The sequence below is a fragment of the Mycobacterium sp. AMU20-3851 genome, from assembly GCF_043974665.1.
In the GTDB taxonomy this organism is placed as follows: Bacteria; Actinomycetota; Actinomycetes; order Mycobacteriales; family Mycobacteriaceae; genus Mycobacterium.
Genome location: NZ_CP146371.1, coordinates 1,500,467 through 1,520,637 on the forward strand (window position 1 = coordinate 1,500,467; position 20,171 = coordinate 1,520,637).

The 20,171-nt window shown below is 67.5% G+C and carries 16 protein-coding genes and 1 rRNA gene; 11 read left to right on the forward strand and 6 right to left on the reverse strand.

The features are described 5' to 3' along the window. Positions 1–132: 132 nt before the first annotated feature. Positions 133–245 (forward strand): 5S ribosomal RNA (gene rrf / locus V4U86_RS07320). A 104-nt stretch (positions 246–349) separates the two neighbouring features. Here the strand turns inward: rrf and V4U86_RS07325 are convergent. Continuing rightward, positions 350–847 (reverse strand): methylated-DNA--[protein]-cysteine S-methyltransferase, encoded by a 498-nt coding sequence (locus tag V4U86_RS07325; protein WP_395310601.1) that lies wholly within the window; start codon positions 845–847, stop codon positions 350–352. Next, positions 847–2,343, reverse strand: a complete 1,497-nt coding sequence (locus V4U86_RS07330; protein WP_395310602.1) for an AlkA N-terminal domain-containing protein — start codon at positions 2,341–2,343, stop codon at positions 847–849. The genes V4U86_RS07325 and V4U86_RS07330 overlap by 1 nt, the downstream gene beginning before the upstream one ends. A 160-nt stretch (positions 2,344–2,503) precedes the next feature. On the opposite strand from V4U86_RS07330, the gene V4U86_RS07335 reads away from it, so the two are divergent. The 3 genes from V4U86_RS07335 to glsA all read left to right on the forward strand — a co-directional run bounded on the left by V4U86_RS07335 (position 2,504) and on the right by glsA (position 6,456). Then, positions 2,504–3,145 (forward strand): DedA family protein, encoded by a 642-nt coding sequence (locus tag V4U86_RS07335; RefSeq protein WP_395310603.1) that lies wholly within the window; start codon positions 2,504–2,506, stop codon positions 3,143–3,145. A gap of 98 nt (positions 3,146–3,243) precedes the next feature. Then, the gene (locus tag V4U86_RS07340) at positions 3,244–5,139 is read left to right on the forward strand and encodes a hypothetical protein (protein WP_395310604.1); all 1,896 of its coding nucleotides are present in this window, start codon (positions 3,244–3,246) and stop codon (positions 5,137–5,139) included. Positions 5,140–5,163: 24 nt separating this feature from the next. After that, positions 5,164–6,456: a glutaminase A gene (gene glsA / locus V4U86_RS07345; RefSeq protein WP_395310605.1), complete on the forward strand. Its 1,293-nt coding sequence runs from the start codon at positions 5,164–5,166 to the stop codon at positions 6,454–6,456. Here the strand turns inward: glsA and V4U86_RS07350 are convergent. Beyond that, entirely contained in the window at positions 6,445–8,049 is a 1,605-nt protein-coding gene (locus V4U86_RS07350; protein WP_395310606.1) for an adenylate/guanylate cyclase domain-containing protein, read from the reverse strand. The genes glsA and V4U86_RS07350 overlap by 12 nt on opposite strands. A 47-nt stretch (positions 8,050–8,096) precedes the next feature. Between V4U86_RS07350 and nucS the strand changes: the two genes are divergently transcribed. Further along, entirely contained in the window at positions 8,097–8,771 is a 675-nt protein-coding gene (gene nucS / locus V4U86_RS07355; protein ID WP_395310607.1) for an endonuclease NucS, read from the forward strand. Positions 8,772–8,787: 16 nt separating this feature from the next. Then, a complete protein-coding gene (locus tag V4U86_RS07360; RefSeq protein WP_395310608.1) occupies positions 8,788–9,078 on the forward strand; it encodes a hypothetical protein in 291 nt (96 codons plus the stop codon). Between the two features lie 7 nt (positions 9,079–9,085). Here V4U86_RS07360 and mce read toward each other — a convergent pair whose 3' ends face one another. Next, complete coding sequence (gene mce / locus V4U86_RS07365; RefSeq protein ID WP_395310609.1) at positions 9,086–9,562, reverse strand: methylmalonyl-CoA epimerase; 477 nt, start codon at positions 9,560–9,562, stop codon at positions 9,086–9,088. 93 nt (positions 9,563–9,655) lie between these two features. Between mce and V4U86_RS07370 the strand changes: the two genes are divergently transcribed. From V4U86_RS07370 to V4U86_RS07380, 3 genes are all read left to right on the forward strand, one after another. After that, positions 9,656–10,837 carry an acetyl-CoA C-acetyltransferase gene (locus V4U86_RS07370; RefSeq protein WP_395310610.1) on the forward strand — a complete coding sequence of 394 codons (1,182 nt, stop codon included), beginning with the start codon at positions 9,656–9,658 and terminating at the stop codon, positions 10,835–10,837. Between the two features lie 65 nt (positions 10,838–10,902). After that, a complete protein-coding gene (locus V4U86_RS07375; RefSeq protein WP_395310611.1) occupies positions 10,903–11,277 on the forward strand; it encodes a DUF3817 domain-containing protein in 375 nt (124 codons plus the stop codon). Next, positions 11,274–12,167, forward strand: a complete 894-nt coding sequence (locus V4U86_RS07380; protein ID WP_395310612.1) for a tetratricopeptide repeat protein — start codon at positions 11,274–11,276, stop codon at positions 12,165–12,167. Before V4U86_RS07375 ends, V4U86_RS07380 begins: the two co-directional genes overlap by 4 nt. 14 nt (positions 12,168–12,181) lie before the next feature. Here the strand turns inward: V4U86_RS07380 and glgB are convergent, their stop codons facing one another. Both glgB and V4U86_RS07390 read right to left on the reverse strand, forming a co-directional pair. Then, on the reverse strand, positions 12,182–14,380 hold the full coding sequence (glgB, locus tag V4U86_RS07385) for a 1,4-alpha-glucan branching protein GlgB (protein ID WP_395310613.1): 2,199 nt from the start codon (positions 14,378–14,380) through the stop codon (positions 12,182–12,184). Between the two features lie 6 nt (positions 14,381–14,386). Beyond that, entirely contained in the window at positions 14,387–16,456 is a 2,070-nt protein-coding gene (locus V4U86_RS07390) for an alpha-1,4-glucan--maltose-1-phosphate maltosyltransferase (RefSeq protein WP_395310614.1), read from the reverse strand. 207 nt (positions 16,457–16,663) lie between these two features. Between V4U86_RS07390 and glgP the strand changes: the two genes are divergently transcribed. Further along, positions 16,664–19,255 carry an alpha-glucan family phosphorylase gene (gene glgP, locus V4U86_RS07395; protein ID WP_395310615.1) on the forward strand — a complete coding sequence of 864 codons (2,592 nt, stop codon included), beginning with the start codon at positions 16,664–16,666 and terminating at the stop codon, positions 19,253–19,255. Next, positions 19,252–20,103: a virginiamycin B lyase family protein gene (locus V4U86_RS07400; protein WP_395310616.1), complete on the forward strand. Its 852-nt coding sequence runs from the start codon at positions 19,252–19,254 to the stop codon at positions 20,101–20,103. The genes glgP and V4U86_RS07400 overlap by 4 nt, the downstream gene beginning before the upstream one ends. The last annotated feature ends 68 nt before the right edge of the window (positions 20,104–20,171 follow it).

Here is a 20,171-nt window from a genome sequence, read left to right on the forward strand (position 1 = left end):
GCAATCAAACAACGCCCGCAACCACACCACAAACGGAACACGTATCAACCCACAACGGTTGACACACTCCACCACCAAAACACACTTCCCCCACCACACGCGTGGGGGCGCCCAGAAAAGGGTGAATAAAGTTACGGCGGCCATAGCGGCAGGGAAACGCCCGGTCCCATCCCGAACCCGGAAGCTAAGCCTACCAGCGCCGATGATACTACCCAACAGGGTGGAAAAGTAGGACACCGCCGAACACACATTAAGCCCGCGGCCCTCCAAACCCAGTTTGGAGGGCCGCGGCATTTGTGCATTCAGCGCCGAAAATAATGGCCAAAGACCATTCGGCTATTTATTTTCGCTAATCGAAGAGCGCCAATTCTGAAGCGCTCTTCTCCATATCCAGAAGCTTTCTCTTGCGGTCCAGCCCGCCGCCATATCCGGTCAAACTGCCATTTGCGCCGATAACTCGGTGGCACGGCACGATGATGCCGATCGGATTATGGCCATTCGCAAGACCGACGGCGCGGAACGCCGTGGGCGCGTCCACCTGCTGCGCGATCTCCCCGTATGTTCGCTTCTGGCCGTACGGGATCGTCAGCAGCGCCTCCCAGACACGGCGCTGGAACTGTGTCCCGCCCAGCTGCAGATCCAGATCGAATCCGGTCAGCGATCCGTCGAAGTAGGCGGTCAACTGTTCCACGGCGTCCGGGAATGCCGTGTCGTCGGGCTCCCAGCCGGTCCGGCTCGGCTCATAGGTCTGATCCTCCATCCGCAGATGTTGCAGGCGACCGTCGGCGCCGGCCAACGTCAGGACCCCGACGGGACTGTCCATCACCCGGAATTGCATGTCTGCCATCATCTCTCCTCTCGGAGCGACCGCGGAGGCCACTCGTTGACTGCATGGTCGAGCGCGGTCCACAGATGCTGGGTCACATACGCCCGCCACGGGCGCCAGCGCGAGCTGTGCGCCATCAGGCTGTCCGCTGTGGCGGGCAGCCCCACGGCCTCTGCCGCGATGCGAACCCCCAAGTCCGTCACCGGGAAGGCGTCCGGATCGCCGAGGCCCCGCATGGCGATCAGTTCCGTGGTCCACGGACCGATGCCCGGCAATGCGGCCAGCTGCGTCCTGGCCCGGTTCCAGTCGGCGCCGGCACTGAGGTCGACGTCGCCGTCGGCCAGCGCGCCGATCAGGGTTGTCAGCGTTCGGCGTCGCGTCGCGGGCATGGCGAGGGTGCCGGGATCGAGAGCGGCCAATTGCTCCACCGACGGGAAGATGCGGGTCAGCTCGCCCCCGGGATCGGTGAAGGGCGTCCCGTACGCCTCGGCGATCCGGCCCGCGTGGGTGCGGGCCGCTTTGACGGAGACCTGCTGACCGAGCACGACCCGCACCGCCAGTTCCGGTTCATCGACCGTGCGGGGGATGCGCTGCCCCGGCGCCTTGGCCACCAGGGCGCCCAGCTGCGCGTCCGGGCTCAGGGCGTCGATGATCGCGGTGGGGTCGGCGTCGAGGTCCAGCAGGCGGCGGCAGCGGGCGATCGCCGCGGCAAGGTCCCGGAAGTCATCGATGACCAACCGGCATCGCACATGGTCGGGGTACGGCGTCAGCGCCACTACGCCGGAACCGGACGGGAGCCGCAACGTGCGCCGGTAGGCCCCGTCGCGGACCTCCTCCACCCCGGGCACTGCGCTCGCGGCCAGATGGCCGAACACCCCTTCGTAGGCGAACGGGGTGCGCACCGGCAGTCGCAGGGACAGCGCATCCGGGCCGGCGGCGTCGTCCCGGCCGCGGGCGCGGGCGCGTTGGCGCAGGGCCGTCGGCGTGAGCGCACAGACGGACCGCACGGTGTCGTTGAACTGCCGGATGCTGCTGAACCCGGCCGCGAACGCCACATCGCTGAACGGCAGATCGGTCGTCTCGATGAGCACCCGAGCGGTCTGGGTTCGCTGGGCGCGGGCCAGCGCCAGCGGGTTGGCCCCCACCTCGGCCTGCAGCAGGCGTTCCAGCTGCCGGGTGGTGTACCCCAGCTGGGCGGCGAGCCCGGTGACACCGCAGCGGTCGACGGTCCCGTCGGCGATCAGCCGCATCGCCCGGGCCACCACGTCGCCTCGGACGTTCCACTCCGGCGAGCCGGGGGACGCGTCCGGCCGGCACCGTTTACAGGCCCGGAAACCCGCCTTCTGGGCCGCGGCGGCGGTCGGATAGAAGCGCAGGTTCTGGGCCAGCGGCGGGCGCACCGGGCAACTGGGACGGCAGTAGATACCCGTGGTGAGCACGGCGGTGACGAACCATCCGTCGAACCGGGCGTCCTTGGATTGGACGGCGCGGTAACAGCGGTCGAAATCGTCGTACATGCCTTCACCCTTACACCCGCCGTCAGACATCACTGGCGGAAAACCGACATCGATGTGGCCGGTGGGGTTTCGCGTGGGGTGCCTGCGGGGGTACAGGGATGGAGAGTGGCGCGCCGCGCCGATGACAGGCTTCCCCCGACGAACCAGGAGTGACCGCCGCATGACCAGCCCTGACGAGGTCTACCAGCTCGACGGTCCGGCCGGTTGGGCCGTCGAGCTCATGGAGCGCCTCGGCGGCCTGGGCGCGGGCCTGGCCATCCTGATCGAGAATCTGTTCCCGCCCGTGCCGAGCGAAGTCATCCTGCCGATGGCCGGATTCGCCGCACGACTCGGTGAACTGTCGCTGGTGGGCGCGATCATCTGGACGACGGCGGGCTCGGTCCTCGGTGCCTGGATGCTCTACGCCCTCGGTGCCTGGCTCGGCCACGATCGCATCCGGCACATCGTCTCCAGGATGCCGCTGATGGACGGCACGGACTTCGACAAAACCAAGGCCTGGTTCGAGCGGCACGGCCACAAGGCCGTGTTCTTCGGGCGAATGCTGCCGCTGTTCCGCAGCTTCATATCCATTCCGGCCGGAATCGAGCGGATGAACTTTGCGATCTTCACGGGCCTGACCCTGGCCGGCAGCCTGATCTGGAACTCGGCATTCATCCTTGCCGGGTACCTGCTGGGCGCGAACTGGCACCGCATCGACCCGTACACGAGCACGCTGCAGTACGTGGTGCTCGCCGCCGTCCTCGTCGGAGTCGGCTTCTTCGTCCGGTCCCGGGTGCGGCGGCGCCGCGCCTCGGCGACCTGAGCCGTCGGCCGCCCCCGGCGAATCGGTCCGATCGGCTGCTGCAGTACCGGGGCGCTGCTATAACGAAGATCGGGTTCCGGCAAGAAGGCGGCTACATGATGCGCAGTGCGGCAGTCATCGGGCGGGTCGGTGCGCTTGCGGTGGCGCTCGGTGTCGGGGCCACCATCGCCTCGGGCACCGCCTCCGCCGACACCGGTGATCCGGGATCCGCATCCAGCGCATCGAGCGGCTCGGACGCGGGGGAGTCCACCGGCACGGACACCGGTCGTGATGCCCGCGACACGAAAAAGGCGCCACCGCAACGGCAGAAGGCAGACCGGACGTCACTGACGGTGCGGACCGCAGGTGTCCCGGAACGCTCCGCGCGGGTGCAGCGCCGGCCCGCCGTGCGTGCGAATGCCGAACCGGACGCCGAACCGAAACAGGCCTCGGCCATCGCCGACGACGTCCACCGCTCATCGGACGATCCGCCGGCACCGGCCGACAGCCCGGCCGCGCTGACGGCGCTGGCGGCCGCGCGGCGGGAAGTCGGCCACGACACCGCGAAAACCGTGGAATCCGTGGCCGACCCGCAGACGACGAGCGCCGCCGCGGTGCCGGTCAGCCCGTTGGGCACCCCGGACCAGCTGCGAGCGGAGAAACTCGCGCAGCGCATCGTCAACTCACTGCCGGTCAAGCTGGTGAAAATGGTGCTGCGGGGCGGATTCCTGCGCGCCGCGCAGCAGCAGTTCGACCGCGTCAACGGCCCGGACCAGGAGAACGTCGATCGCCTCGATGCGGCGGTCGACGCCTATGCGATGGCATCGGCTTTCCAGCAGCAACTGCTGAACTCGGCCAAACCCACGGTGGTCATGCAGGTCGCCCCGCCGCACGCCTGGTACGGCCAGTCCGTCGGGGCGTCGCGCATCCTCTACGACAATCCCGACACCATCTACCGCTTCATGGGAGTGAACGGGGCCTCGTCGTACGTGATCACCGGCCGATTCGATGATCTGGAGAATCTGCCCGCCGACACCACGTTCAGCGTGCTGACCGGTCTGACCGGCAACACCGCGGCGGTACTGACCAAGGACAAATTGGTCATCAACGCCGATGGCACCTTCACCATCACCGCGGACTCCAAGCCGGCCAACGGCCGGCAGAACCACCTGCAGTTGACCGCCGACACCACGTTGATCGCGACCCGGAACACCTTGTCGGACTGGACGAACCAGCATCCCATGAGTCTGGAGATCAGCCGGGTGGGCGGCCCGCCGAACAGTCTGTTCAGTCAGCTGGGCGGGTTCGCCATCCCCGGGATCGGCCCGGCAGTGGTGCGCAGCAAGCTGCTCACGGCACTGGTGTCGGTGGTGCCTCCGCTGCCCTTCGTGCCGCCGGTGCTCCGCGGGGCGGTCACCGCGGTCATCATGGCGCTGGGCATCCAGCGCGAAGCGCAGTACATGGCGGTCGCCACCACGGATCCGACCACCGGGCAGCGCATCGAACCCAACGTCCTGAAGAACCCGACCCGCAACGCGGAATTCCTTGCCACCCAATTGCAGAGCGCGGGGTACTTCCAGCTCGCCGACGACGAAGCTCTGGTCATCACCATCGACCGTGCCGGTGCGGGCTACTTCATCGTCCCGGTCACCGATGACTGGACCATCACCAAGGACTACTGGAACGAGCAGACCAGCCTCAACAACGTCCAGGCGGTGCCCGACGACCCCGCCGGTAGCACGTACACGATCGTCGTCTCGCCCAGCGATCCCGGCGTGGCCAACTGGGTGTCCACCGGCGGCCTGAATCAGGGCACCATCTCGATCCGCTTCCAGGACATCGATCCGAATGTGGAGCACCTGCCGACGGTGAGCGCGACGGTGGTCCGGCGCAGCGAGTTGGATTCGGTACTGCCGCCCGGCACCCGCTATGTGACGGCGGCCGAGCGGGCGGCCCAGATCGCGGTCCGCAAGGCGGGGTTCGACCAACGGTTCGCGCCGTACCCGCAGGCCTAGCGCGGGGCTGCCTAGAATCTTGGTGTGTCCCATCAGGTACAGCGTTACCTCGACCAGGTACGTGCCGAGTTCGCCGATGTCGACGACGGGGAGTTGGCCGACTACATCCCGGAGTTGACCCGTGTCGACCCCGGCGGCTTCGGTGTCGCGCTGTCCTCGTCGGACGGGTTCATCTACGAGTCCGGCGACGCGGCAACCGAATTCACCATCCAGTCGATATCGAAGCCGTTCACCTACGCGCTCGCACTGGACGGTGCGGGCTACGCGGCGGTCGATGCGAAGATCGGGGTGGAGCCCTCCGGTGAGGCGTTCAACGAGATCAGTGTGGACAAGGCGACCAAGCGTCCGAAGAATCCGATGATCAATGCCGGTGCCATCGCCGCGGTGTCGCTGGTGCCGGGCTCCTCGCCGGATGAACGCTTCGCGCTGATCCAGGATTACTACTCGGCCTTCGCGGGCCGCCGGCTACACATCGACCCCGAGGTGTATGCGTCGGAGAAGGCCACCGGGGACCGCAACCGTGCGATCGCCTACATGCTCGCCAGTTTCGGTGTGCTGGATGACGATCCCGATGACGTGCTGGACGTGTACTTCCGGCAATGCTCACTGAAGGTGACCGCGGCGGACCTGGCCCGGATGGCGGCCACCCTGGCCCGGAGCGGGATGAACCCGCTGACCGGACGCCGGGTCACCGACGCCGCCGTGGTGCGCCGCACGCTGTCGGTGATGGTGACCTGCGGCATGTACGACGCGGCGGGGGATTGGGTCAGCGCGGTCGGTATGCCGGCCAAGAGTGGTGTCGGCGGCGGGATCTTGGCGGTGCTGCCCGGTCAACTCGGGATCGGCACCTACTCGCCGCTGTTGGATGCCCGGGGAAACAGTGTCCGGTCGGTATTGTTGTGCCGCAAGCTTTCCGAGGAACTCGGCTTGCATTTTTTGACGGTGTCCCGCGATTCACGGGCCACCCTGCGGGCGATCTACGAGCCGCGCGACACTATCCGGGTCTACGAGACGCACGGTGACCTGTTGTTCTGCGGGGCCGAGCAGGTGGTACGCACGGTCGACCGCAATTGCGACGACTTCACGGTGGGCATCCTGGACGTCACGCGGGCCGACGACATCGACGAGGCAGCCAAGGGGCTGCTGTCCGGGATGAGCGCGGCGCTGCGCGACCGTGGAAAGGTCGGACTCATCGTCGACCCGGACCGGATGGTGATCGGCGAGGGCTCCGAGTTCGAGGACTTCCGCTTCAGCACCGTGCAGGACGCAGTGGATGCCGCCACCGCGCTCATCGGTGAGGGACCCTCAGACCGGTAGTGCCAACCGGGTCGGCTGATCGAGGCCGCGCAGGATCACCTCGCCACCCAACGACCAATGGACGCTTTCGGATTCGCTTGCATTCGCCAGGGTGTCCGAGGATGCCACCAGATGACCCGGGACGGACTTCGCGTGATCGCACAGTCGGGCCGCTTCATTGACCGGTTCCCCGATCACGGTGTATTCGAAGCGTTCCTTGGCGCCGACGTTTCCGGCCACCACCTGGCCGGCCGCGACGCCGATTCCGGCGTCGACCTCGGGCACCTCGATGCGCAGTCGCGTCGCCATCGCGCGGGCGGCCGCGAGCGCCTCGTCCTCGGCGTTGTCCAGGGCTACCGGGGCACCGAAGACCGCCAGCACGGCGTCACCCTCGAACTTGTTGACCAGGCCGTGGTGCCGGTCCACTTCGTCGACGACGACGGCGAAGAACCGGTTGAGCAGGTCGACGATGTCGCGGGCGGGCATGCTGGCGACCAGTTTCGTGGAGCCGATGATGTCGATGAAGATGACCGCGGCGTGCAACTCCTCGCCGCCCAGTTGTGGTCGCTGCTGTTCGGCCAGTGCCGCCACCTCGCGGCCGACGTGCCGGCCGAACAGGTCGCGCACCCGTTCGCGTTCTCGTAAGCCGGCGACCATGGAGTTGAAACCGCGTTGCAGCTGGCCCAGTTCGGTGCCGTCGAAGACCACCAGGTTGGTGTCGAGGTCGCCCTGCTCGACCCGGTTGAGCGCCGCGCGTACCCCCCGTACCGGGGTGGCGGTCAGCCAGGCCAGGATCCACATCAGGATGAAGCCGAAGGCGAGTGCGAAGAGCGCCAGGATCATCACCGCCACCGCGAATTGGGTGGGGGACACGATCTGCATGGAGAGCGTGATCACGGCGGCCAGCAGGATGCCGAGCACGGGCACACCGGACCCGAGTGCCCACACCGTCAGGGTGCGTCCCATGATGCCCGGGGCGAACCGGCGCGGCGGCGAACCGACCTCCAGCGCCTGCGCCGCAACCGGACGCAGCGCGAACTCGGTGAACAGGTAACTGCTCGCCGAGACCACGATGCCGGGAAAGCTGATGCCCAGCAGTACCTTTGGGATGTAGTCGGTGTCCTGCAGTCCGTAGAGCAGGGTCAGCACCACGGCGCCGCCGCCCCACAGCGCGAGCAGGACCCGGCTCAGCCGCCAGGGTGCGAAGAAGGTGTTGAGCTGGTCGGTCTGTGACGGCTCGCGCTCTGCGATGGCCCACCGGACGTTGTTGATCACCCGGTTGGTCGCCCAGATGACGCCCACCACGAAGGCCAGCACGACATAGGCCGGAGCCACCGCGAAGGTGATCCAGCGAACCTGGGGGTCGAACACGCTGGGCACCGGGAAGGTGACGGTCACGACGAGGCCGGCGACCACGACACCGATCAGGTTGGCGCCGAGCACCACCGTGGTGAGGATCAGCTGGATACGAATGCGTCGATGCTGCTGGCTCTCCGAGACGCGCCCGAGGATCCACGATCCGTACTCGGGGGTCCCGCCGACGCGACCGGTCTGTCTCGTCATCCGTTCCAGGACCCGGCCGAGACGTTGGGCCGCGCTCTTCGTGTCCGTCATCGTGGCGTCAGCCTAGTGAACCGGCGGCCGCAATCTAAGGTGGTTGCGTGCGTCTCGTCATCGCCCAGTGCACCGTCGACTACGTCGGCCGGCTCACGGCACACCTCCCGTCCGCCCGTCGCCTGCTGCTGTTCAAGGCGGATGGATCGGTGAGCGTGCACGCCGACGACCGTGCTTACAAGCCGCTGAACTGGATGACCCCGCCCTGTTGGACGACCGAGGAGCTCGCCGACGAGGCGGCGCCGGTGTGGGTGGTGGAGAACAAGGCCGGGGAGCAGCTGCGCATCACCGTCGAGGACATCGAGCACGACTCCAGCCATGAGCTCGGTGTGGACCCCGGTCTGGTCAAGGACGGCGTGGAGGCACACCTGCAGGAGCTGCTCGCCGAGCACGTCGAACTGCTGGGCGCCGGGTTCACCCTGGTCCGCCGGGAGTACATGACCGCGATCGGTCCCGTCGATTTGATGTGCCGCGATGAGACCGGCCGATCGGTCGCGGTGGAGATCAAGCGTCGCGGCGAGATCGACGGTGTGGAGCAGCTGACCCGGTACCTGGATCTGCTGAACCGGGACACCCTGCTCGCACCGGTCAGCGGTGTCTTCGCCGCGCAGCAGATCAAGCCGCAGGCGCGCACTCTGGCCACCGATCGCGGAATCCGTTGTGTGATCCTGGATTACGACAAGATGCGGGGCATGGACAACGCTGAATTCCGGCTGTTCTGATGGGCCGGTCGTTCTAGTGGCCCGCAGGCGGCCCGACCGTCGGGCCGCGACCCCGCTGCCGCAGTGGCTCAGCCAGCGGCGGGTGGAAGCAGGACCGGACGGCTACGACTACGAGGTCAAGACGGTCTCGGCGGCGCGGGCGACCAAGGCCTACCGGTGCCCCGGTTGTGACCACGAGATCCGTCCGGGCACACCCCATGTGGTGGTGCTGCCGGTGGATCACGGTGATATCGAGGACCGCAGGCATTGGCACACGGCGTGCTGGAACAACCGTGCGAACCGGGCGCCCACCCGGCGATGGTCCTAGCTCGGCGTCAGTGCTGTGCGTCCGGGTTCGGCTCGACGAGTTCGACCAGCACGCCGCCGGCGTCCTTGGGGTGGATGAAGTTGATCCGCGAGTCCGCGGTACCGCGACGCGGGGCGTCGTAGAGCAGGCGGACGCCGTCGGCCCGCAGCTTCTCGGACAGGGCGTCGATGTCACTGGTGCGGTACGCCAGCTGCTGCAGACCCGGACCGCTGCGGTCGATGAACTTGGCGATCGTCGAGTTCTCGTTCAGCGGAGCCAGCAGCTGGACCTGCACGCTGCCCTTGGCCGCGCCGCGCACCGAGAGCATCGCCTCACGGACGCCCTGCTCCTCGTTGATCTCTTCGTGCAGCACGATCATGCCGAGGTGGTCGTGGTACCACTTCGCCGCGGCATCGAGATCGGGCACCGCGATGCCGACATGATCGATCGCGGTCACCAGCGCGCTGGACAGCGCCGGACGGGCATCGACGTGCTCGGTGGTCATACGGTAAAGGTAACCTGATACCGAACTTTTTATGCCTGTGGGATCTGCCACACCGCGGCTCCTCGGACTGGCTACTCGATTTGGAGGTTGGACATGACGACATCGGTGATCGTGGCCGGAGCGCGCACCCCGGTCGGCAAGCTGATGGGCTCGCTGAAGGACTTCTCGGCCAGTGACCTCGGCGGGATCGCCATCAAGGCGGCGCTCGAGAAGGCCAACGTTCCCGCGTCTCTCGTCGACTACGTGATCATGGGCCAGGTGCTGACCGCCGGCGCCGGGCAGATGCCCGCCCGCCAGGCCGCCGTCGCCGGCGGTGTGCCCTGGGACGTGCCCTCGTTGAGCATCAACAAGATGTGCCTGTCCGGGATCGACGCCATCGCGCTGGCCGACCAGCTGATCCGCGCCGGCGAGTTCGAGGTCGTGGTGGCCGGTGGCCAGGAGTCGATGAGCCAGGCCCCGCACCTGCTGCCCAAGAGCCGCGAAGGCTACAAATACGGCGACGCGACCCTGGTCGACCACCTGGCCTACGACGGCCTGCACGACGTGTTCACCGACCAGCCCATGGGCGCGCTGACCGAGCAGCGCAACGACGTCGACCAGTTCACCCGCGCGGAGCAGGACGAACTGGCCGCCCAGTCGCACCAAAAGGCCGCGGCGGCCTGGAAGGACGGGGTGTTCACCGACGAGGTCGTGCCGGTCTCGATCCCGCAGCGCAAGGGTGACCCGATCGAGTTCAACGAGGACGAGGGCATCCGCGCCAACACCACCGCGGAGTCGCTCGGCGGCCTGAAGCCGGCCTTCCGCAAGGACGGCACCATCACCGCCGGGTCGGCGTCGCAGATCTCCGACGGCGCGGCCGCTGTCGTGGTGATGAGCAAGGCCAAGGCCGAGGAGCTGGGACTGAGCTGGCTCGCCGAGATCGGCGCGCACGGTGTGGTCGCCGGTCCGGACTCGACGCTGCAGAGCCAGCCGGCCAACGCCATCAAGAAGGCCATCGAGCGCGAGGGCATCACCGTCGACGACCTCGATGTCATCGAGATCAACGAGGCGTTCGCCGCGGTGTCGCTGGCCTCGACCAAGGAGCTCGGCGTCGATCCGGCCAAGGTCAACGTCAACGGTGGCGCCATCGCCATCGGGCACCCGATCGGCACGTCGGGCGCGCGGATCACCCTGCACGCGGCCCTGGAGCTGGCCCGCAAGGGCTCCGGCTACGCCGTCGCGGCCCTGTGCGGTGCCGGCGGACAGGGCGACGCGCTCATCCTGCGCCGCCCCTGACCGCTGAGAATGCGCTCAGTTTGAACAACGACGCAATGTAGTAGCTGGCCGCCCGCTGCGGCACAATGGCGTCCATGGCTAACAACTATGACGTCCGCAGCGTGGCGGGCTGGTTCCGGTTGATCGCGATCGCGGAAGCGTTCAGCTGGGTGGGGCTGCTGGTCGGCATGTACTTCAAGCACCTGGCCGGGACCACCGAGATCGGCGTCAAGATCTTCGGGCCCCTGCACGGCGGCATCTTCATGGCTTTCCTGGTCGCCGCTCTGCTGGTCGGCATCGCCCGCAAGTGGAGCCTGCTGACGTGGGCGGGTGCGTTGCTGGGCAGCATCGTGCCGCTGGGAAGTGTGATCTTCGTCATCTGGGCCGACCGGACCGGCCGGATCGATGCACGCACCGTCGCTGCCAACCGCGGCGAAGACATGCCAAACTTGGTGGCGTGACGCGTCCACGCCCCTCCATCGGGCCGGCCCTGGCCGGCGCATTCGATCTGTCCGCTCTCAAGCAGCCGCCGCCGCCTCCGCCCGGAGCCGCCGCACCGTCCGAGGTGACGGGTGCGGTGCAGGTCACCGAGGCGAACCTCGAAGCCGAGGTCCTGATCCGTTCCGGTGAAATCCCGGTGGTGGTGCTGCTGTGGACCCCGCGCAGCGACGCCAGCGTGCAGCTCGCCGACAGCCTCGGCGCTCTCGCGCAGGAGGACGGCGGCACGTGGTCGTTGGCGATGGTCAACGTCGACACCACCCCGCGGGTGGCGCAGATGTTCGGGGTGCAGGCGGTACCCACCGTGGTCGCGCTGGCCGGTGGCCAGCCGATCTCGAGCTTCCAGGGCCCGCAGCCGGCAGATCAGCTGCGGCAGTGGATCGACTCCCTGATCAGTGCGACCGCCGGCAAGCTCAGCGGTGTCCCGGAGCAGGCCGAGCAGGTCGACCCCGCGTTGGAACAGGCTCGGGCGCATCTGGACAACGGCGACTTCGACGCCGCGCTGACCGCCTACCAGGAGATCCTGGCCGCCAAGCCGAACGACGCCGAGGCCGCGGGCGCCATCCGGCAAATCACCTTCCTGCAGCGTGCCACGACACACCCGGCCGACGCGCCGGCGCTGGCCGACGCCGCCCCCGAGGACACCGAGGCAGCGTTCGCCGCCGCCGACGTGGAGATCCTGCAGCAGAACATCGAGGGTGCCTTCGACCGGTTGATCGCGTTGATCAAACGCACGGCCGGTGACGAGCGCACCGCCGCACGCACCCGGCTGATCGAGCTCTTCGAGCTGTTCGATGCTGCCGACCCGGAGGTGCTGGCGGCGCGTCGCAAGCTCGCCAACGCCCTGTACTAGCTCGCGGGAAAAGGTTACCGGTCGAGTTCGAACCAGAGCGCGGCCAGCGGCGGCAGCGCCATGACCGCGGAGGCCGGGCGTCCGTGCCAGGGTTCGGGGGTGGCCTCCACCGCGCCCAGGTTGCCGAGCCCGGACCCGTTGTAGATGGTGGCGTCGGTGTTGAGCACCTCGCGCCAGGTGCCGGCCTGCGGCAGGCCCAGGCGGTACTGGGCGTGTTCGGCGCCGGAGAAGTTGAACACGCACGCCAGTGCGGTGCCGTCATCGCCGAACCGCAGGAAGCTCAGCACATTGTTGGCCGAGTCGTTGGCGTCGATCCAGGAGTATCCCTCGGGCACGGTGTCGCGTGACCACAGCGCGCGCCGGCTGCGGTAGAGCGCATTGATGTCGGTGACCAGCCGGGCGATACCGGTGGAAAAGCTCTGCTCGGACAGCTGGTACCAGTCGAGGCCCCGCTCCTCGGACCATTCGGCGCGCTGGCCGAACTCCTGACCCATGAACAGCAGCTGCTTGCCCGGGTGCGCCCACTGGTAGGCCAGCAGGCCGCGCAGCCCAGCTGCCTTGTTGTGGTCATTGCCCGGCATCCGGGTCCACAGCGTGCCCTTGCCGTGCACCACCTCGTCGTGGCTGATCGGCAGCACGTAGTTCTCACTGAACGCGTAGAGCATGGAGAAGGTGATCTCGTGGTGGTGATAGCTGCGGTGGATCGGGTCGCGCTTGATGAACTCCAGGGTGTCGTTCATCCAGCCCATGTTCCACTTCATCGAGAAACCGAGGCCACCAAGGTTGGTCGGGCGCGTGACACCGGGCCACGAGGTGGACTCCTCGGCGATCGTGACGATGCCGGGCGTCACCTTGTGCACCGTGGCGTTCATCTCCTGCAGGAACTGCACGGCCTCCAGGTTCTCCCGGCCGCCGTACACGTTCGGCGTCCAGCCACCCTCGGGTCGCGAATAATCCAGATACAGCATCGAGGCCACGGCGTCGACCCGCAGGCCGTCGACGTGGTACTCCTGTAGCCAGTACAGCGCATTGGCGACCAGGAAGTTGCGTACCTCGGGCCGGCCGAAGTCGAAAACGTAGGTGCCCCAGTCGAGTTGCTCACCGCGGCGCGGATCGGAGTGCTCGTAGAGGGCGGTTCCGTCGAATCGGCCCAACGCCCAGGCATCCTTCGGGAAGTGCGCGGGCACCCAGTCGACGATCACGCCGATACCGGCCTGATGCAGCGTGTCGATGAGGTAGCGCAGGTCGTCGGGACTGCCCAGCCGCGGCGTGGGCGCGTAGTAGGAGGTGACCTGGTAACCCCAGGAGCCACTGAACGGGTGCGCGGCCACCGGCAGCATCTCGACGTGGGTGAAGCCGTGCTCCACCACGTATTCGGTGAGTTCGACGGCGAGTTCGCGGTAGCTCAAACCCGGCCGCCACGACATCAGGTGCACCTCGTAGGTGCTCATCGGTTCGAACACCGGATTACGCAGCGCGCGGCCGGCCATCCAGTCGTCATCGTTCCAGGTGTAGCTGCTGTCGGTGACCCGCGACGCCGTCGCCGGCGGGATCTCGGCGGCGAAGGCGAACGGATCGGCCCGGTCGGTCACCGAACCGTCGACCCCGTGCACACGGAACTTGTAGAGGCCGTCGTCGGGGAAGTCCGGCCAGAACAACTCCCAGACCCCGGTCGATCCCAGCACGCGCAGCGGCGCGGCACCGCCGTCCCAGTGGTTGAACTCCCCGATCAGGCTGACGCCCTTGGCGTTCGGTGCCCACACCGCGAAGGAGTACCCCTCCACCACGCCGTCGGGGGTGGTGAAGCTGCGGCGGTGCGCGCCCAGGATCTCCCACAGCCGTTCGTGCCGGCCCTCGGCGAACAGGTGCAGATCCATCTCGCCCAGGGTGGGTAGGAACCGGTACGGGTCGGCGACGGTGAACGCCGGCGCGCCCGGATACTGCACCTCCAGCCGGTAGTCGACGAGGTCGGTGAACGGAACCGCCCCGGCGAACAGGCCGGCCTCCAGATGGTTGAGCGGAAAACGCTGCCCACCGATCAGTGCGGTCACCGACTCGGCGTGCGGGCGTAACGCACGGATGACGGTGTGGTCGCCGTACTCGTGCGCACCCAGGATGGAGTGCGGGTCGTGGTGTTCGCCCGCCGCGAGCCGGTGCAGGTCGTTCACGCCGGGGCGCAGATGAATGCTGGTGTTCGGGTTGGTTCGGGTCAACGTCGTTCACTCCCTCCGCAAGAGGTTCAGTCGAGAGTCGTAGGGGATCAGTGGCATGTTGAGGATGTGCGCGACCGCGCGGGCCGGATCCAGACGCACATAATTGGACTGCCCCCAATGGAATTCGTCGCCGGTGACCTCGTCGCGCACCCAGTAGCGATCGTAGGCCTCCATGCCGAGCGCAGCCATGTCCAGCCAGAGCGTGCCCTCCTCGGCGCCGAACGGGTTGAGCGTCACCACCACCAGCACACAGTCCCCGGTCACCGGGTCGAACTTGCTGTAGGCCAGCAGCGCGTCGTTGTCGACATGATGGAACTTGATGGTGCGCAACTGTTGCAGTGCCGGGTGCAGCCGCCGGATCTCGTTCAGTCTGGACAGGAAGGGTTCCAGGGACTGGCCGGTGGCGACTGCGGCATCGAAGTCGCGGGGACGCAGCTCGTACTTCTCCGAGTCGAGGTACTCCTCACTACCCTCGCGCACCGGACGGTGTTCGAACAGTTCGTAGCCGGAGTACACCCCCCACACCGAACTGAACGTCGAGGCCAGCACCGCCCGGATGGCGAACATTCCCGGTCCGCCGTGCTGCAGGCTCTCGTGCAGGATGTCGGGGGTGTTGACGAACAGGTTCGGCCGCGCGACGTCGGCATATTCGGCGATCTGCTGGCCGTACTCGGTCAGCTCCCATTTCGCGGTGCGCCAGGTGAAATACGAATACGACTGGGTGAAACCGAGTTTGGCCAGGCCGTACAACCGGGCCGGGCGGGTGAAAGCCTCGGCCAGGAACAGCACGTCGGGGTCCTCGTTCTTTACCTTGCCGATCAGCCAGGCCCAGAAGTTCGGCGGCTTGGTGTGCGGATTGTCCACCCGGAAGGTCTTGACGCCGTGGGAAATCCAGAATCGCACCACGCGCAGTACCTCGGCATAGAGCCCGGCCGGGTCGTTGTCGAAGTTCAGCGGATAGATGTCCTGATATTTCTTCGGTGGGTTCTCGGCATAGGCGATGGTGCCGTCGGGCAACACGGTGAACCATTCGGGGTGTTCCTTGGCCCACGGGTGATCCGGTGCGCACTGCAGCGCCAGGTCCAGCGCGACCTCCAAGCCCTGATCCGCTGCGGCAGAGACGAAATCGTCGAAGTCCTCGATGGTGCCCAGGTCGGGATGGACCGCGTCATGGCCACCCTCGGCGCTGCCGATCGCCCACGGCGAACCGACATCGCCCGGGGCGGCGGTCACGGTGTTGTTCCGCCCCTTGCGATGGACCTCGCCGATCGGATGGATGGGCGGCAGGTACACCACGTCGAAACCCATCCGGGAAATCCGAGGCAGCTCCTTGGCTGCCGTCGCGAACGTCCCGTGCACAGGCTTGCCGGAGCTGTCCCAACCGCCGGTGGACCGGGGGAACATCTCGTACCAGGAGGCGAAACGGGCCGCCGGACGGTCCACCCACACCCCGAACTGTTGACCACGAGTCAACAGTTCACGCAGCGGGTAGTGCCGCAGCAGATCGGCGATCGCCGGGGAGAGGGCGGCGCCGGCACGGCTGAGCGGGTCGCCCGGCTCGCGCAACGCGGCCGCAGCTTCCAGCAGGGGGTGACGCTGCTGGCGCGGCACGCCGGTGGCGGCCCGTTCCAGCAGTTCCGCGCCGATCAGTAGGTCGTTGGACAGCTCGGTCTCGCCCTGACCCGCGTCCAGCTTGGCGGTGACCCCCTTACGCCAGGTGGCGAATGGATCCCCCCAGCCGTCGATCCGGAAGGTCCAGAGCCCGACCTGATCGGGGGTGAACTGGCCGTGCAGGACGTCCGGGGTCTGTCCCGGGCCCATGGGCAGCAGCAGCGGTTTGATGCGCGACGCGGCGATCGTGGCCCGGGGGGTGCTTTCCATCCCCGGCGGGTCCTGCGCCAGTGGCGGGTAGGAGGTGCCGTGATAGCGCACCACCAGGGTTGCGGACACCGCCTCGTGGCCCTCGCGCCACACCGTCGCCTTTACCGGCACGACCTCGCCCACCACCGCCTTGGCGGGGAACCGTCCTCCGGACAGCGTGGGCTCGACGTCATCGATCTCGATACGACCGGTCACGCACGAATCTCCTCACTCGGTGCGGCCGCCGCCTTCGGTGACCGCGGTCCGTCTGGTCTCTGGTTCTGCCTCGACGCGCTTGTTACCGACTCTGAGTACCCAACCTAGTGGCCGGGACACATAGTTGTGCGGGTTGGTTGATCGAACCGGTACCTGGAGCGCGGTTGCCCGGTGCCGACGGCCGATCGGTAAGTAAGGTTGGCTCGTGTGAAGGCTCTCCGCAGGTTCACCGTCCGGGCCCATCTTCCAGAGCGGCTCGCCGCATTGGAGAAACTCTCGGTCAACCTGCGATGGTCGTGGCACAAACCGACGCAGGATCTGTTCGAGGCCGTCGAACCGTCGTTGTGGGGCCAGGTCGGCGCGGACCCGGTGGCGCTGCTCGGCGCGGTGAGCCCGCGGCGGCTCGACGAACTCGCCGCCGATGAGGGTTTTCTGCAGCGCGTCGACAGCCTGTCCGCCGAACTCGACGAATACCTGAGCCGGCCGTTGTGGTACCAGGACCAGGCCGCCGACGGTGTCGAACTGCCGCACGGCATCGCCTATTTCTCCATGGAGTTCGGGGTGGCCGAGGTGTTGCCCAACTACTCCGGTGGCCTGGGCATCCTGGCCGGCGATCATCTGAAGTCCGCCTCGGATCTGGGACTGCCGCTGATCGCGGTCGGCTTGTACTACCGCTCGGGCTATTTCCGGCAGTCCCTGACAGCTGACGGGTGGCAGCACGAGACGTACCCGTCGCTGGATCCGCAGGGCCTGCCGCTGCGCTTACTCACCGACGCCGCCGGTCAGGCAGTGCTCATCGAATTGGCGATGCCCGACGGTGCACAGCTGTTCGCACACGTCTGGGTGGCTCAGGTCGGACGAATCCCGTTGCTGTTGCTGGATTCCGACATCGGCGAGAACGAGCACGAGTTGCGCGGGGTGACCGATCGACTCTACGGAGGTGATCAGGAGCACCGGATCAAGCAGGAGATCCTGGCCGGAATCGGCGGCGTCCGGGCCATCCGGGCGTACACGGAGGTGGAGGGACTGCCGGCCCCGGAGGTGTTCCACATGAACGAGGGGCACGCCGGTTTCCTCGGCCTCGAGCGGATCCGTGAACTCATCGACGCCGGACTGGACTTCGACACCGCGCTCACGGTGGTCCGCTCGTCGACGGTGTTCACCACGCATACGCCGGTGCCCGCGGGTATCGACCGGTTCCCGGTCGAGATGGTGCGGCGCTATTTCGGCGAAGCCACCAAGCTGCTCCCCGGGGTATCGACGGACCGGGTGATCGCCTTCGGCGCCGAGGACGATCCGTCGAAGTTCAACATGGCCCACATGGGTTTGCGGCTGGCGCAGCGGGCCAACGGGGTATCGCTGCTGCACGGTCGGGTCAGCCGGGAGATGTTCGCGGAGCTGTGGCCGGGTTTCGATCCGGAAGAGGTGCCGATCGGCTCGATCACCAACGGTGTGCACGCACCGACGTGGGCGGCGCCGCAGTGGCTGGACCTCGGCCGAGAACTGCTCGGCAGCGAGGACCTGACGTTGTTGCGGGAGCCCGAGACCTGGCAGGGGTTGCGACAGGTCGACGCCGGGCAGCTGTGGCGGATCCGCTGCGAGTTGCGGGCTCTGCTGATCACCGACGTGCGCAGCCGGCTGCGCCGCTCCTGTCTGGACCGTGGGGCGACGGAGGCGGAACTGGGTTGGATCGCAACCGCTTTCGATCCGGACGTGCTGACCGTCGGGTTCGCCCGCCGGGTGCCCACCTACAAGCGGCTGACGCTGATGCTGCGTGACCAGGACCGCCTGCAGAAGCTGCTGCTCGACGCCGAACGGCCGGTGCAGCTGATCGTGGCGGGCAAGTCGCACCCGGCCGACGACGGCGGCAAGGCGCTGATCCAGCAGATCGTGCGATTCGCCGACCGCTCTGAGGTGCGGCATCGCATCGCGTTCCTGCCCGACTACGACATGTCGATGGCCCGGTTGCTGTATTGGGGTTGCGACGTGTGGCTGAACAACCCGCTGCGCCCGCTGGAGGCCTGCGGCACCTCCGGGATGAAGAGCGCGCTCAACGGTGGATTGAATCTGTCCATCCGGGACGGCTGGTGGGACGAGTGGTACGACGGCGAGAACGGTTGGGAGATCCCGACCGCCGACGGACTCGCCGACGAAAGCCGCCGCGACGATATCGAGGCCGCCGCGCTGTATGACCTGCTGGAGTCGTCGGTGACCACCAGGTTCTACGATCGCGACGCCGACGGGGTGCCGGAGCGGTGGGTCGAGATGGTGCGGCACACGCTGCAGGCGTTGGGGCCCAAGGTGTTGGCCTCGCGGATGGTGCGTGACTACACGGAGGAGTATTACGCGCCGGCCGCCCGGTCGCTGCGGGCCACCATCGAACCCGACAGTGGTTCCGCGGGGGTGCCGTTCGGTGCGGCACGTCAGTTGGCCGGCTATCGGCAACGGGTGCACAAGGAATGGCCGAAGATCCAGATCACCGATGTGGACAGTTACGGTCTGCCCGATACCCCGCTGCTGGGCAGTGAACTGACGCTGACGGCGTCGGTGTATCTGGCCGGGTTGGCGCCCGACGAAGTGGTCGTGCAGGCGGTGCTGGGACGCGTCGATGCGGCCGACGTCCTGCAGGATCCGGTGACGGTGTCGATGACGCACACCGGCACGGTGGGCGGCAACCAGATCTTCTCGACGACGACCCCGCTGCCGGTGGCCGGGCCGGTCGGTTACACGGTGCGGGTGCTGCCGCATCACCGGCTGTTGGCGGGGGAGAACGAACTCGCCCTCGTCACGCTGGCATGAGCCAGATCCTGGAGGTCGTCGTCCCCGGCGGGCCCTACGCACTGGCGGCAGGTCCCGACCGTGCCACCTGGGTGACGCTGGTGCACAGCGGACAGATCGCCCGCGTCACTGATAGCGGTGAGCTCACCGTGTACGACGTCGCGCCCGACAGCAAGCCTTCGATCATCGTGTCGGGCCCGGACGGCGCGCTGTGGTTCACCCGTTCCGGAGATGACCGAATCGGCCGGATCACCACCGGGGGAGCGCTCACTGAGATCGAATTGCCTTCCGGCGCAGCCCCGTTCGGCATCGCCTCGGGACCAGAAGGCGCGCTCTGGTTCACCGCGATGAATGCCGGCACCATCGGCCGGATCGACCTCGACGGCACGGTCACCGAGGTCGCCGCGCCCGGCGGCGCCCCGTCGATGATCACCGCCGGACCGGACGGTGCGCTCTGGTTCACGATGAACCAGAAGAACGCGATCGGCCGGCTCGAACCCTCCGGCGCCCTGCGGGTGCGCGAGATCCCCACCCCGCGCTCGGGTCCCGTCGGCATCGCCGCCACTCACGACGACGCCGTCTGGTTCACCGAGATCCTGGCCGAGAAGCTGGGCCGCATCCCAACCGACGAGGCGATCCAGGAACTCGACCTGCCAGGCAAGCCGCATGCGGTGCTGGCCGATCCGTCCGGTGGGGTGTGGGTCAGCCTGTGGGGCGCCGACCAGATTGCCCGGGTCAGCGCCGACGGTGAGGTCACGACCATCGATCTGCCGCCCGGGAGCGAACCGCACGGGATGGCCATCGCTGCCGACGGTGCGCTGTGGGTGGCGCTGGAGGCCGGTTACGTGTGGCGGTTACCGGTGGGCTGACGGCAAACCCGCACGGCCCGTGTCCTTGTCGTGGCCGGACAGTTATATAGGCCACGTAAGTTCCTCGA

Excerpts from the sequence above, each read along its gene's own strand:
- V4U86_RS07325 (WP_395310601.1), bottom strand. The coding sequence starts at position 847 with ATGGCAGACATGCAATTCCGGGTGATGGACAGTCCCGTCGGGGTCCTG.
- V4U86_RS07330 (WP_395310602.1), bottom strand. The coding sequence starts at position 2,343 with ATGTACGACGATTTCGACCGCTGTTACCGCGCCGTCCAATCCAAGGAC.
- V4U86_RS07335 (WP_395310603.1), top strand. The coding sequence starts at position 2,504 with ATGACCAGCCCTGACGAGGTCTACCAGCTCGACGGTCCGGCCGGTTGG.
- V4U86_RS07340 (WP_395310604.1), top strand. The coding sequence starts at position 3,244 with ATGCGCAGTGCGGCAGTCATCGGGCGGGTCGGTGCGCTTGCGGTGGCG.
- V4U86_RS07350 (WP_395310606.1), bottom strand. The coding sequence starts at position 8,049 with ATGACGGACACGAAGAGCGCGGCCCAACGTCTCGGCCGGGTCCTGGAA.
- mce (WP_395310609.1), bottom strand. The coding sequence starts at position 9,562 with ATGACCACCGAGCACGTCGATGCCCGTCCGGCGCTGTCCAGCGCGCTG.
- V4U86_RS07370 (WP_395310610.1), top strand. The coding sequence starts at position 9,656 with ATGACGACATCGGTGATCGTGGCCGGAGCGCGCACCCCGGTCGGCAAG.
- V4U86_RS07375 (WP_395310611.1), top strand. The coding sequence starts at position 10,903 with ATGGCGTCCATGGCTAACAACTATGACGTCCGCAGCGTGGCGGGCTGG.
- V4U86_RS07400 (WP_395310616.1), top strand. The coding sequence starts at position 19,252 with ATGAGCCAGATCCTGGAGGTCGTCGTCCCCGGCGGGCCCTACGCACTG.